The sequence below is a fragment of the Acidovorax sp. LjRoot204 genome (assembly GCF_056175785.1).
In genome coordinates this window covers 16,355-29,578 of record NZ_JBGFFF010000053.1, presented here as the reverse complement: position 1 = coordinate 29,578, position 13,224 = coordinate 16,355, and the positions used below count along the sequence as shown (strand labels likewise).

Below are 13,224 nucleotides of genomic sequence, written 5' to 3'. Positions count from 1 at the left end.
GTGGAAGATTCGATGGCGCGCGGCACCGTGCGCCTSGCCCACCCCGGCGARTCGCGCAAYGYGCACCAGTCGGTCACRCTGCTCGARGCSATTGAAGARTTCCGCTTYGACGCSCTGATCGGCGGYGCSCGCCGCGACGAGGAAAAGGCGCGCGCCAAGGAGCGCATCTTYWSSCACCGCGAYWSCTTYGGCCAATGGCAGCCCAAGGMCCAGCGCCCCGAGCTGTGGACSCTGTTCAACACCCGCCTGCAGCCCGGCGARCACTTCCGCGTGTTCCCSATCWSCAACTGGACCGAGCTSGACGTGTGGCAGTACATCGASCGCGAGCASRTCGGCCTGCCSWSSATCTACTACACGCACAAGCGCCAGGTGGTGGACAAGAAGGGCCTGCTGATGCCCGTGACCGAGCTGACCCCGCCGCGTGAGGGCGATGTGGTGGAAACGCGCGATGTGCGCTTCCGCACCGTGGGCGACATCACCTGCACCGCCCCCGTGGAAAGCACCGCAGCCACCCCGGCCGAGATCGTCATCGAGACCCTGGCCGCCGACGTGAGCGAGCGYGGCGCCACGCGCATGGACGACAAGACATCGGATGCTTCGATGGAGAAGCGCAAGAAGGACGGGTATTTCTGATGACCGCTATCAATTCAATAGCTGCTGGCGCAAACAACACTGGCGCTACCGGCCAAAACGACCATATTTCCGCCCTCAAGTTCATCACYTGCGGCTCSGTCGAYGACGGCAAGAGCACGCTGATCGGCCGCCTGCTGGTSGACAGCAAGRCYGTGCTGCARGACCASCTSGCCGGCGTKCAGCGCCAGGGTGAGACCGACCTGGCGCTGCTGACCGACGGCCTTTCCGCCGAGCGCGAGCAGGGCATCACCATCGACGTGGCCTACCGCTACTTCGCCACCGAAGAGCGCAAGTTCATCATTGGCGACGCGCCCGGCCACGAGCAGTACACCCGCAACATGGTGACGGCCGCCAGCAGCGCCGAYGCCGCCGTGGTGCTGGTCGATGCSACCAAGCTCGACTGGAAGAACCCTGGCCTCGCATTGCTGCYGCAGACACGCCGCCACAGCCTGCTGGCCCATTTGCTGCGCGTGCACTCGCTGGTGTTTGCCGTGAACAAGCTGGACGCGGTGGAAGACCCCGCGCTGGCCTGGAAGCATATTCAAGGCGCACTGCAGGCCTTTGCCCAGGCGGCAGGCATMACCGTGCGCGCCATGGTGCCGGTCTCCGCCCTCAAGGGCTGGAACGTAGTGGACGCCCACGCAGGCTGGTGCGGCTATGACGGTCCTACCCTGCTGCAAGTCTTGGAAGAACTGCCCAACACCCCCGCCGACACCGCACTGGCACCGGCCTTCCCGGTGCAGTGGGTCGAGAAGTTCTCGTCCTCGTCGGACACCAGCCAGGGCCGCCGCGTGTTCTGGGGCCGCGTGGCCGCCGGCAGTTTTGCGCCCGGCACGGCGGTGCAGATTTTCCCCAGCGGCCAGCTCGCCACCGTGGCCCAGGTGCTGGATCACGCCCGCCACCCCAAGGACGTACCCGCAGGCACCAGCGCGGGCATCATCCTGGACCGCGAGGTGGACGTATCGCGCGGCGACTGGATTTTGGCAGCGCCCACACCCGCTGCAGCCCCAGCCGATGACGACTTTGGCGACACGCCCGCTGCCGCCCCGGCCTGGCCCGCCAGCCGCGAGCTGCGCACTACCGTCGCCTGGATGGACGACGAGCCCCTGGTCGCAGGCCGCGTGTACTGGGCACTGCACGGCCACCGCTGGGTCAAGGCCAAGGTCAAGGCCGTGGTGCACAAGCTCAACATCAACACGCTGGCCGAAGAAGCCGCCACACAGCTCGATCCCAATGCCATCGGCCATGTGGACCTGCTGCTGCAAGAGGCGATTCCCGCTGCACCGTTCACCCAGGCCCGCGTGCTGGGCTCGCTGATTCTGGTGGACACCGCCAGCCACAAAACCGCTGGCGCCGTGCTTGTCAACTGATCCAGATCAGCGCCCCAAGCCCCAGTCACCCCATCGGGGTGAGGGACCCTGCAACCAAAGGTCGGTGAAAGCTTTTAAAATCGAGGGTTTTCACCGACCCACACAACTCCTGTCATGACCCACGTCGTYTCCGAARMCTGCATCMRKTGCAAGTACACCGAYTGYGTGGACGTRTGCCCCGTGGACTGCTTCCGCGAAGGCCCSAACATGCTSGTCATCGAYCCSGAYGAGTGCATCGAYTGCGCSGTCTGCATCCCCGAGTGCCCGGYCAAYGCSATCTWTGCCGARGAAGACCTSCCGGCCRACCAGATCGCMTTCATCAAGCTCAACGCCGACCTGGCCTTTGCCGACGGCTGGAAGAGCATCACCAAGCGCAAGCCSGCGCTGCCCGACGCCGAMGAATGGAATGGCAAGCCGGGCAAGGTCAACGAACTGATCAAGTAAACCGCCGCGCGCCCCGCTGGTGACTGAGACTTTGCAAGCGCCCGCCGTCGTAGAAACCGACGCCATCGTTATCGGCGCGGGGCCCGTGGGCCTGTTCCAGGTCTTCCAGCTGGGCCTGCAAGGCATCACCGCCCACCTGATCGACGCCCTGCCCCATGCGGGCGGCCAGTGCGTCGAGCTGTACGGCGACAAACCCATCTACGACATACCCGGCATCCCGGTGTGCACCGGGCGTGAGCTGGCGGGTCTGCTGCTGCAGCAGATTGCGCCGTTCAAGACCCAGTGGCACCTGAACACGCTGGTGTCCGCACTCACCGTGCAGGCCGATGGCCGCCTGCTGGTCGAAACCTCGCAAGGTGCGCAACTGCTGGCCCGCAGCGTGTTCATTGCCGCAGGTGTGGGCGCCTTTGTGCCGCGCACGCTCAAGGTGGACGGCATCGAGCGCTTTGTGGGCAACCAGGTCCACTACCAACACCTGCCCGCGACTGCGGATGTGGCCGGGCGCCACATCGTCGTGCACGGCGGCGACGAGCCCGCCGTGGCCCGCGCCGTGGAACTGGCCGAACAAGGCCAGGCCGCACGCGTCAGCCTGCTGCACCGCCGCGACGTGTTCCAGGCGCCTGAAGCCCTGCTGCAACGCCTGCAGCAATTGCGCGATGCGGGCCGCATCCACGTCGAGGCCGCACAGATCACCGGCATTGACACTGCGGGCGACCGCCTCACCGCACTGCAGGTGGTGGATGCCGACGGCAGCACCCGCGCCCTGGCGCTGGACCTGCTGGTGGCCGTGCTGGGCATCTCGCCCCGCCTCGGGCCCATTGCGGACTGGGGTTTGGCCATGGACCGCAAACAGCTGGTGGTGGACACCGAGGCCTTCCGCACCAGCGTGCCCGGCATCTACGCCGTGGGTGACATCAACACCTACCCCGGCAAACGCAAGCTCATCCTGTGCGGCTTCCACGAGGCCACTCTCGCCGCCTTTGGCGCAGCCGAGGCGCTCAAGGGCGACAAGGTGGCGTTGCAATACACCACCACGAGTCCGCGGCTGCACCAGTTGCTGGGTGTGGCACCGGTATCGGCGCCGTCCGTCAGCGCGTAGTCCCGGCGGGCCAGGGCTCGTCACTTCGTGCCCAAACGACGGGCCCACAAATAAGCACAAAATGTCCAAAAGGCGCGCAAGCGCCCGGCACGATGGCGTCTCCATCCACCCACCAGGAGCACGCCATGAGCCAACCACCCCTTCAATCCATCTGGGACACCTACACCGCGTCGTGGAAGACCGATTCGGCCGCGGACCGCACAGCCCTTTTTACCCAGTCCCTCGACCCTGCCTGCACCTACAACGACCCGCTGGCCACAGCCCAGGGCTGGGACCAATTGACGGCCTACATGGACAACTTTCGCAGTCAGGTCCCCGGCGGACATTTTGTGACCCACTATTTCGCCAGCCACAACCAGCAGAGCATCGCCAAATGGAACATGGTGGATGGCAGCGGGCAGGTGATCGGGGAAGGCGTGAGCTACGGCCGGTACAACGACCAGAATCGCCTGGTTGCCATGACCGGTTTCTTTGAAACCCCTTGAACCGACGCCACCGTGCTTTATCTCCGGCAAATCCAGGAGGGCATCGATTTCATCGAGGCCCATCTCGAATCCGATATCCAGCTTTCCGAGGTGGCACGGGCTGCGGGGATGAGCCAGTGGCACTTCCAGCGGATCTTCAAGGCGCTGACCAACGAAACCCTCAAGACCTATATCCGGTCGCGCCGGTTCTCGCGGGCGCTGGAGCAGTTTACCAACACACGGCTGAACGTGCTCGACATTGCGCTGGCGTCCGGGTACGAGACACAGGAGAGCTTCACACGCGCATTCAGAGATTGCTTTCGGCTCACGCCGTCGCAGTACCGCAAGATGGGCAACCGCTCGCTGTTCGTGCGCAAGATCCGCTTCGACGAAAGCTACCTCGCGCACATTCACCACAACATTTCGCTGGAACCCGACATCAAGGAGCAGCCTGCCATGCAGCTGGTCGGACTGCCCACGGACTACTACGGCATCGACTCCGAAAAGAACAATCTGGGGCAAAAACTGCCGCCCCTGTGGGCGAAGTTCCTGCCCCGGCTGGGCGAGATTGCGAACACCGTGCCCGGGGTCTGCTACGGCGTCGTAGCCCCAGCGGGGCCCCACACCGAAGAACTGCGCTACCTGGCCTGCATCGAAGTGCGGGGCCTCGGTGCGCTGCCACCAAGCATGGTGGCCATGGAAATCCCCGGATCGACCTATGCACGCTTCACCCACCGGGGCCCTGCGCAGAACGTCGATGCGACGGTGAACTACATCTATGCAAGCTGGCTGCTGTCGGCCGGCCCGTCGCACACCCTGGGGCCGGATCTGGAAATCTACGGCTCGCAATACCACCCGACGTCCAGCGACTCCGTGATGCACTACGCGATCCCGATCGCCCAGGGCAAGCGCTGACCCTCCCCCTCAAGAGGACCGTGCCCCTTTGGGGCGCCATCGCTAAGGGCGTCGAACCGGCCTGCCGGAACCGACTGAGAGAGTCCCTTTGAACCTGATTAAGATCGTCCGGAGCCAGGGTCGGAACAGCAATCGAGCTGCCCGCGACCTACCGGCCAGAAGCGGACATTGGAGCCACAAATGCCACTCGAATGGAAACACTCTGCAGATGGAGTCGACTGGGAAGAACTTTCTGCCCTCTATCGGGCTGCACCACTAGGCGAGAAGCCGCCGCTTCATCTGCAGAAAGTCTTCTCAAACAGCATGTTCAAGTGTTTCGTCTACGAGAATGCGACGCTCGTAGCGGTGGGACGCGCGCTCGCTGATGGTGGAGATTGCTCGTACATATGCGACGTTGCGGTATTGCCCAGCTATCAAGGCACAGGCCTCGGCAAACAAGTTGTCAGTGACCTGGTGGAAATGTCATCCGGTCACAAGAAAATCATCTTGTATGCGGTCCCTGGCAAAGAACCTTTCTACAGGAAATTCGGCTTCATGCGAATGAAGACGGCTATGGCCATCTTTAAGAATCAGCAGCAGCAGGTGGAGGGGGGGTACCTTAGTGAAAGCTAATCCTCAAATCAAGATGATGCGTACCGGCAAGTCGTCTGCTGCCGGGGGCCAAAGGTCTGCAACGGGCCCGCTAGCGTCCTTCTGCGTGGGGCAGAATTCGGCCAGTAGCGGGCATTCGGAGTGAACTAATGACTTTGACACTGAAGATTCAAACTGCCTCAGATGTCATCCGCGATGGCCTCGGGTGCGAGCTAGTTACTGAAGGTGGTGATGTTGTGGCTGAGGTATTCCGATGCGATGCCAGCCGATCAATCACGGTGACGATCTTCGCAAACGATGTGCCACTGGACGCTATGGAACGGCTCATTGGCTTCGCAAGAAACCGCCTTGAGCCGTTTGAGTCTGGCGAGCCGCTGGATGCCGCTGTCAACTTCAAGATGAGCTAACGCGTCCACTCTCGGTCCGCTAGCGCCCTTTGCCATGGGGCAGAATCCGGCCAGGAGCAGCCGGTCAACTCAAATGAAAGCGGACACTCAACGTTGGCGCTGCCCGGCATGCAACACGTGCCGCAGAGCGGCCTCCTGCTGTTGCATGTCCGCGCCGAGCAACATGTTAAGCCTTTGCGATAGCGAGCTTTTCGGTGACTCGCATGCTCGTAGAGCAAAAACGACCATATGCCTGTTCCAAGTTCGCCATCTGAGTCGGAGTGGGCGCGCTACTTCCCCTTGCGGACTGCGCGGCCATCATTCCCCGGGCAGTTGTAATGAACTGTTCTAGGGCTTGCACTACCTCGGGATCAACCTGAACCAAAGCAATTTGATCTTCAATCTTTTTTAAGATGGAAGCCATTTCATTGTTCGAGACTGCGCCACCGGCGGATGCAAGTAAGAAATCTGATACCAAACCTTCAAGGCCACGAGTAGATTGCAGATGGACTTGCAGCACCTTCGAACGTTTGGCTTCTGAACCTAGCCGCCTTTCCAGCGGAACAAGGCAAACCCGATAAAGAAGACCAAAGAGTCCTATCAACGCGACAGTAAGAAGCACAGAACCCCAGCGGATTGACTCAAACACATTACTCATGGAAGGTTTAACTCAATGTAGACGGAAAAACACGGTTGATACATCCGGGGCGTGGCGATACATCTTTTGAGAAAAAGTCTCGCAACCCGCTTGCCTGTTGGCTTGCGAACCTGGTTGCTGTGTAAATAAAAAGGTATAAATTTCTCATGAAACCCGGCAAGCATTAAGTCGGCAAACTATAGCGTGACAGTAAGCCCAACCGAGTTCACCTACTGCGTGCTCTTTAGCACCGATCCATCTGTTTTGAATCAACGGCAGCTTCCGGGTGGCACTCCCGAAAGACAGCTCAGGGCCCAAAGCTGCCTTTGAACTAACTCCGGCAGTCCTTGAGTATTTTTAGAGCGACCCAGGCAATGAAGCCACCGAGAGCTCCCCAAATCAGGTGGTACACAACGTTCCCAGCCGTTGAGCCAAGTGCAGCCCCAAGTGCCTCCGCCATCCCGCGTTGCACGAGCGAGTTTGTGGGTGACGGCGATGCTGCTGTTATCAGGCCCCAGGCGCTGAAAAGCAGCACACCAACTCCCAAAAAGAAAAAAAGCCACGCCACAAATTTGGCTTCATGCATACATCCATGCCCCTTGTCCTGTGATGACCGGTCCTGGCCGGATTCTGCCCCACGGCGAGGGACGCGAGCGGGCCCGCTCTAGACAGTCACCGCTGCCTCAAGGCGCCATTCGCACCCATGAAGGAAATGAACTGCGCCACTTGTGAAACAGCTCGTTGACCTCACTCAACCCTGTTTAACTAGAATCCAACCATATCGCTGGGGGTGTCCTGCAATAAATCCGTTGCTGGGCTGAGATCAAACCCTTCGAACCTGTTGCCTGCATTGTTTTACTCTGCAGGCTTGAGATCATCCTCGCGCAGGGAAGCAAGTCCGCTATGGCACGGCCCTGAACACGTCAGGGCGCACTGGTGGGCGGCCCCTGCTCTGTATCTGCTTACGGAGCCATTCCATGTCCTCATCGCCTGCCACGCACGCCACCAACGAAGCGCTGGCTCCCGTCTCCCCCGATCRCCGCGTTTTCCAGTGGCATGACCACGCCTCGCTCTGGTTCAGCCTGGGCGTGGGCCTGCTGGTCATGCAGGTGGGTGCCTACCTGATGCCTGCGCTGGGCACCAAAGAGGCACTCATCGCCATCGTCGCCGGTTCCATCGTGGGCGCGGGCCTGCTGGGCTGGGTGGCCAAGCTGGGATGCGACAGCGGCCTGGCCAGCGCCGGGCTGATGCATGCCGTGTACGGCCGCACGTTTGCCAGCCTGCCGATCATCCTGAACATCGTGCAGCTGGTGGGCTGGGGCACGTTCGAGCTGGTGGTGATGCGCGATGCCACCGTGGCCATCGGCCAGCAGTCGGGCGCCATGGCCGGTGCCCACTGGCCCGTGCTGGCGACGCTGCTGTGGGGCGGCGTGGTGATGCTGCTGATCAGCGGGTCGATGGTGCAGCTGGTGCGCAAGCTGATTGCGCGCATTGCCCTGCCGCTGGTCGTGTTGTCGCTGCTGTGGCTGTCGTGGCAGTTCCTCTCGCTGGCGCAAACCCAAGGTTTTGAAGCGCTGTGGACACGCAAGGGCGACGGAGGCATGGGCGTGCTGCCCGCGCTGGACCTGGTGATCGCCATGCCCATCTCTTGGCTGCCGCTGGTGGCCGACTACGCGCGCCATGGCAAGAACGGCGGATCCGCACTGCGCGGCACCTGGCTGGGCTATGCGCTGGCCAATATCTGGTGCTACAGCCTGGGGGTGCTGGTGGCGCTGACCTTGCCCAGCCAGGACCTGGTGCAGGCGCTGCTGCTGGCCCAGGGTGGTCTGATCGCGCTGTCGCTGATCCTGATCGACGAGGTGGACAACGCCTATGGCGACACCTATTCGGGCGCCGTGTCGGCCCACAGCCTGCTGCCGCGTTTTGGCGTGCGTGCCTGGGGCCTGCTGGTGGCCGCGCTGTGCACGGGGCTGGCGCTGGTGCTGCCCATGCACAGCCTGGAGCCGTTCCTGCTGCTGCTCAGCTCGGTGTTTGTGCCGCTGTTTGGCGTGATCCTGGGGCGCTTGGCCTTTGGCACCGATGCGCCCGCCCTGCTGGCGGCTGCGCGCAAGGTGAATGCGGCGCCCGTGGCCATCTGGCTGGCGGGCATTGCGGTGTACCACCTGGCACCCAAGGTACTGCCTGACGCGGGCTCTGCACTGCCCGCACTGGTGTTCAGCTTTGTGCTCGCCTGGGCCACGAGGCCCAAGGCACACTGAACCAATCAATCACTATAAAAAGATGAGCGCTCAGCGCATGATTGACTAGCGCTTGAGCCTCAAAACACCCAAAAATCGCTCTACAGTGCCTGAAACACCCGCTGCACCACGGGCGCGTAGCCGTGGTTGAGCGGGCCATGGCCGTGGCCGGTGGTGACATCCGCCCCGGCAGCAATGGCCCCCAGGACGTAGGCCCGTGCCTGCTCCACGGCCTGCTGCAGCGGCTGGCCCAGTGCCAGCTGCGCGGCAATCGCGGACGACAGGGTGCACCCGGTGCCATGCCCGTTGTGGGTGGCAATGCGCTGTGACTGCAACCGGTGGCCCTGTCCTTGTGCGTGTTCCCCGCCTTGCACGGCCAGCACATCCACCACCCAGTCGCCCGGAAGGTGCCCGCCTTTGAGCAGCGCGGCGCGGGCGCCCAGTCGCAACAGGTCTTGCGCGGCCAGCTCCAGCGCCTCCACGCCCTCGATGCTGCGCCCCAGCAGCCATCCGGCCTCGTCCAGGTTGGGCGTGACCACTTCGGCCAGCGGAAACAGCTCCTGGACCAGCACGGCCACCGTCTCCTGGGCAATCAGCCGATCGCCACTGGTGGCCACCATCACCGGGTCCAGCACCACGTGCGGCAGCTGATAGGTCCGAATGGCTTCTGCCACCACGTGCACCACGTCCGGTGAGTGCAGCATGCCGATCTTGACGGCGTCCACGCCAATGTCCTGCACCACCGCATCGATCTGGGCCTTGAGCATCTCGGGCGGAATGCCGTGGATGCCTGTCACCCCACAGGTGTTCTGGGCCGTGATGGCGGTGATGGCTGTCATGCCATAGCAGCCCAGGGCACTGAAGGTTTTGAGATCGGCCTGGATGCCCGCGCCGCCGCCGCTGTCAGACCCGGCAATGGAGAGCACGCGTGCGTAGCGGTGGCCCGTGGAGGGCAAGGAGGTCGTCGGTGAAATCATGGCAAAAATTATGGCCTATGCGCCACGTCAAAACGGGGCGCTTAGGGGATGTGCTGTAATTCATTTTCAGGACGAAACAGGGGTGTCCCACCGCATGGTGCGCGACTGAGAAATACCCTGGGGCCCGCACAGAACCCTGTGCACTGCGGCACACGCAGCAGCCCCGCTACCCGATCCAGGTCATGCTGGCGTGGGGAGTTTCCATCAACGGTGACCCCGTTTTGTCCATGGCTGCTTGCCACTACATGGACACACTGACGGAGCTATGTCACTTCAACCTTCTTCCTTTGCCATCCTGGGCGCAGGGCTCATGGGCCGTCTGCTGGCTGTGGAGCTTGCGCGTCTGGGGCACCGTGTAGACATCTACGACGCGGGCAGCCCCGCCGCCGAAAACTCTGCTGCCACCGTGGCTGCGGCCATGCTGGCCCCGCTGGCAGAGTCTGCGATCACCGAACCCGGCGTGGTGCGCATGGGCCACCACGCGTTGACCCGTTGGCCCGAGTTGCTGGCAACCTTGTCAGAGCCTGTGTTTTTCCAGCAGGCCGGCACGTTGATCGTGTGGCACCGCCAGGACGCGGCCGAAGCCCAGCGTTTCACCCGCCAGCTCGAAAACAACCAGCGCGGCCTGCCCGAGCTGCCCACCCTGCAAAAGCTCGACAGTGGCGCCCTAGAGCAGGTGGAGCCCGCCCTTGCGCACCGCTTCAACCAGGGTCTGTACCTGCCCGGCGAGGGCCAGCTGGACAACCGCCAGTTGCTGGCCGCCCTGGTGGTGGAAATGGAGCGCCTGGGAGTGCGCATGCACTGGCACACGCCCCAGTCGCCCGAAGCCTTTACGCCCGGCGCACCCGGCCAGCCTGACCGGGTGCTGGACTGCCGGGGCCTGGGCGCCAAGGGCCAGTGGAGTGCCTTGCGCGGCGTGCGTGGCGAAGTGGTGCGCATCCATGCGCCCGACGTCACGCTGCAACGCCCCACCCGGCTGGTGCACCCGCGCTACCCCATTTACATTGCGCCCAAGGAAGACCATTTGTTTGTCATTGGCGCGACCGAGATCGAGTCCGACGACCGCTCCCCGGCCAGTGTTCGCTCCACCCTGGAACTACTGAGCGCCGCCTATGCGGTGCACCCCGGCTTTGGCGAAGGCCGCATCCTCGAGCTGGCCACGCAGTGCCGCCCCACGCTGCCCGACAACCTGCCCGCCATCCGCCAGACCCGTCCAGGCGTGCTGGAGATCAACGGTCTGTACCGCCACGGCTTCATGATCTCGCCCGCCATGCTGGATGTGACCCTGGAGGTGCTGAACACGGGACAATCGACCCTGTCCGAACGTTTTGACCTCCGGCTGGAACTGGGGCCAGCGGCACCCACCCCGACCGGCGTTGCAGCCCCCGCATTTGCATGAACATCTCGATCAACCAAATCCCGCACGAACTGCCCGAAGGCGCCACCGTGGCCGATGCCGTGGCCGCCATCGAAGCGCGCCCCCCGTTTGCCGTGGCGGTGAACACCACTTTTGTGCCCAACACCCGCTACGCCGCCCATGCGCTGCAGCCTGGCGACCGCGTGGAGATCATCTCGCCGGTCACGGGCGGCTGAGTCAGCAAAAATTCAATCAAAAGAGCTGTAAGCGCTTATAAAACATGCACGAGCAGCTACAAAAATCATAGTAATCACATGACCACTCCGACGCCCCAAGACCCGCTGGTGCTGTACGGCCAGACGTTCGCCAGCCGCCTGCTGCTGGGCACCTCGCGGTACCCATCGCCCGCCGTGCTCGAAGCCGCTGTGCAACGCGCCCGGCCCGCCATGGTCACTGCCTCACTGCGCCGCCAGGGCAGCAACCCGGCCGAAAGCGGCAGCAGCTTCTGGGATCTGCTGCGCAAGCTCAACGTGCCCGTGCTGCCCAACACCGCCGGCTGCCACAGCGCCCAAGAGGCCATCACCACCGCCCAGATGGCGCGCGAGGTGTTCAACACCCCCTGGATCAAGCTGGAGCTGATCGGCGATGACTACACCCTGCAGCCGGACACGCTGAACCTGGTGGGGGTGGCCGAACACCTCATCAAGGAAGGCTTTCAGGTGCTGCCTTATTGCACCGAAGACCTGGTGCTCTGCCAGCGCCTCGTCGATGTGGGCTGCCAGGCCGTGATGCCCTGGGCAGCGCCCATCGGCACCGGGCGCGGCCCGGTCAACCCCTATGCGCTGCAGACGCTGCGCGAGCGCCTGAACGTGCCCATGCTGGTGGATGCCGGGTTGGGCCTGCCTTCGCACGCCTGCCAGGTCATGGAATGGGGCTATGACGGCGTGCTGCTGAACACCGCCGTGGCCCTGGCACAAGACCCCGTGGCCATGGCCGGTGCATTTGCCGATGCCGTCAGCGCCGGGCGCGCAGCCCGCCTGGCCGGTGCCATGGCCGCACAAGACGCCGCCCAGCCCAGCACCCCCGTGCTGGGCACCCCTTTCTGGCACCACGCCCATGCATGACACCACCACACTGGCGCAGGCCATCCTGAGCCACCACGCGGCCACCTTTGCGGGGTTTGCGCCCGAGCCTGTGCCAACCCCCACGTTGCAGGACCCTGTCTACCTCGCCGCGCTACAGGCCTGCAGCCAGTTGGGCTTCATCGCCCATGACGCCGAATGCCTGGCCCGCGCCTGGCAGGCGCGCGCGCTGCGCACTGGCAGTGCACAGCCCGAGCAATGGCCGGACGAGCCCCAGGACTTTGGCCTGCAGCGCCTTCCACGCGCCCATCAGTTCGCCGCGTGCCCGGAGCATTTGGGCTTGTATGCCGTACTGCCCGACGCCCAGTGGGTGGGCCGCATGGCACGTGCCGGGGTGCCCACGGTGCAATTGCGCTTCAAGTCGGACGACGCCCAGGCCATCCGGACCGAAGTTCAGGCCGCCGTCCAGGCGGTGCAAGGCACAGGCGCGCTGTTGTTCGTCAACGACCACTGGCGGGACGCCATCGAAGCTGGCGCCTACGGCATTCATCTGGGCCAGGAAGACCTGGACGCACTCACCACCGAGGAACTGCAAACGCTTCATCGCTCGGGCCTGCGTCTGGGCGTGAGCACCCATGGATATGCCGAAATGGTGCGTGCCGACGCCGTGGGACCCAGCTATATCGCGATGGGTGCCGTGTTCCCCACGACCCTGAAAAAAATGGCCACCGCCCCCCAGGGCGTGGGCAGGCTGGGCGTGTATGCGCGGCTGATGCGGGACTACCCACAGGTGGCGATTGGGGGGATCAGCGCCGAGCAGTTCCCCACGGTACTGGCTACTGGCGTGGGTTCCGTGGCCGTGGTGCGGGCCTTGGTCAACGCACCAGACCCTGAAGCATCGGCCGCAGAGCTGATGGCGCTGATGCGGTGACGGCTGGGTGGCGATAGCGGCCACGGCGGTTATCGCGCATCCCTCACGACCATCGCAGCGCCACCTGGATAGTCGCCGGGTGGCCGATTGGTCGCCTGCTC

Annotated in this window: 15 protein-coding genes; 13 read left to right on the top strand and 2 right to left on the bottom strand. The window is 63.7% G+C overall.

The features are described from left to right. The 8 genes from cysD to AC04MI_RS11670 form a co-directional block, all read left to right on the top strand. Positions 1-633 (top strand): sulfate adenylyltransferase subunit CysD (gene cysD, locus AC04MI_RS11705; RefSeq protein ID WP_476497851.1); only part of this gene is annotated, 633 nt, incomplete at its 5' end. After that, entirely contained in the window at positions 633-2,003 is a 1,371-nt protein-coding gene (locus tag AC04MI_RS11700) for a sulfate adenylyltransferase subunit 1 (protein WP_476497850.1), read from the top strand. The genes cysD and AC04MI_RS11700, both read left to right, overlap by 1 nt. Positions 2,004-2,117: 114 nt before the next feature. Then, positions 2,118-2,447 (top strand): ferredoxin FdxA, encoded by a 330-nt coding sequence (gene fdxA, locus AC04MI_RS11695; RefSeq protein ID WP_476497849.1) that lies wholly within the window; start codon positions 2,118-2,120, stop codon positions 2,445-2,447. A gap of 19 nt (positions 2,448-2,466) precedes the next feature. Further along, positions 2,467-3,546, top strand: a complete 1,080-nt coding sequence (locus AC04MI_RS11690) for an NAD(P)/FAD-dependent oxidoreductase (protein ID WP_436078569.1) — start codon at positions 2,467-2,469, stop codon at positions 3,544-3,546. Between the two features lie 125 nt (positions 3,547-3,671). Then, positions 3,672-4,031 (top strand): nuclear transport factor 2 family protein, encoded by a 360-nt coding sequence (locus tag AC04MI_RS11685; protein WP_099729966.1) that lies wholly within the window; start codon positions 3,672-3,674, stop codon positions 4,029-4,031. Between the two features lie 12 nt (positions 4,032-4,043). Beyond that, positions 4,044-4,925 carry a GyrI-like domain-containing protein gene (locus AC04MI_RS11680; protein WP_436078568.1) on the top strand — a complete coding sequence of 294 codons (882 nt, stop codon included), beginning with the start codon at positions 4,044-4,046 and terminating at the stop codon, positions 4,923-4,925. Positions 4,926-5,105: 180 nt separating this feature from the next. Next, entirely contained in the window at positions 5,106-5,537 is a 432-nt protein-coding gene (locus AC04MI_RS11675) for a GNAT family N-acetyltransferase (RefSeq protein WP_108497443.1), read from the top strand. Between the two features lie 128 nt (positions 5,538-5,665). Next, positions 5,666-5,923 (top strand): hypothetical protein, encoded by a 258-nt coding sequence (locus AC04MI_RS11670; RefSeq protein WP_436078567.1) that lies wholly within the window; start codon positions 5,666-5,668, stop codon positions 5,921-5,923. Positions 5,924-6,089: 166 nt separating this feature from the next. Here the strand turns inward: AC04MI_RS11670 and AC04MI_RS11665 are convergent, their stop codons facing one another. Beyond that, positions 6,090-6,560 (bottom strand): hypothetical protein, encoded by a 471-nt coding sequence (locus tag AC04MI_RS11665; protein WP_436078566.1) that lies wholly within the window; start codon positions 6,558-6,560, stop codon positions 6,090-6,092. Positions 6,561-7,516: 956 nt separating this feature from the next. Between AC04MI_RS11665 and AC04MI_RS11660 the strand changes: the two genes are divergently transcribed. Next, positions 7,517-8,797 carry a purine-cytosine permease family protein gene (locus AC04MI_RS11660; RefSeq protein ID WP_476497848.1) on the top strand — a complete coding sequence of 427 codons (1,281 nt, stop codon included), beginning with the start codon at positions 7,517-7,519 and terminating at the stop codon, positions 8,795-8,797. Between the two features lie 80 nt (positions 8,798-8,877). Here the strand turns inward: AC04MI_RS11660 and thiD are convergent, their stop codons facing one another. Beyond that, positions 8,878-9,753 carry a bifunctional hydroxymethylpyrimidine kinase/phosphomethylpyrimidine kinase gene (gene thiD / locus AC04MI_RS11655; protein ID WP_436078564.1) on the bottom strand — a complete coding sequence of 292 codons (876 nt, stop codon included), beginning with the start codon at positions 9,751-9,753 and terminating at the stop codon, positions 8,878-8,880. 265 nt (positions 9,754-10,018) lie between these two features. On the opposite strand from thiD, the gene thiO reads away from it, so the two are divergent. From thiO to AC04MI_RS11635, 4 genes are all read left to right on the top strand, one after another. Then, positions 10,019-11,152, top strand: a complete 1,134-nt coding sequence (thiO, locus tag AC04MI_RS11650) for a glycine oxidase ThiO (protein WP_436078563.1) — start codon at positions 10,019-10,021, stop codon at positions 11,150-11,152. Beyond that, positions 11,149-11,346: a sulfur carrier protein ThiS gene (thiS, locus tag AC04MI_RS11645; RefSeq protein ID WP_056067422.1), complete on the top strand. Its 198-nt coding sequence runs from the start codon at positions 11,149-11,151 to the stop codon at positions 11,344-11,346. The genes thiO and thiS overlap by 4 nt, the downstream gene beginning before the upstream one ends. 78 nt (positions 11,347-11,424) lie before the next feature. Beyond that, entirely contained in the window at positions 11,425-12,234 is an 810-nt protein-coding gene (locus AC04MI_RS11640) for a thiazole synthase (protein WP_056067420.1), read from the top strand. Beyond that, a complete protein-coding gene (locus tag AC04MI_RS11635) occupies positions 12,227-13,123 on the top strand; it encodes a thiamine phosphate synthase (RefSeq protein ID WP_436078562.1) in 897 nt (298 codons plus the stop codon). Before AC04MI_RS11640 ends, AC04MI_RS11635 begins: the two co-directional genes overlap by 8 nt. Positions 13,124-13,224 lie beyond the last annotated feature (101 nt).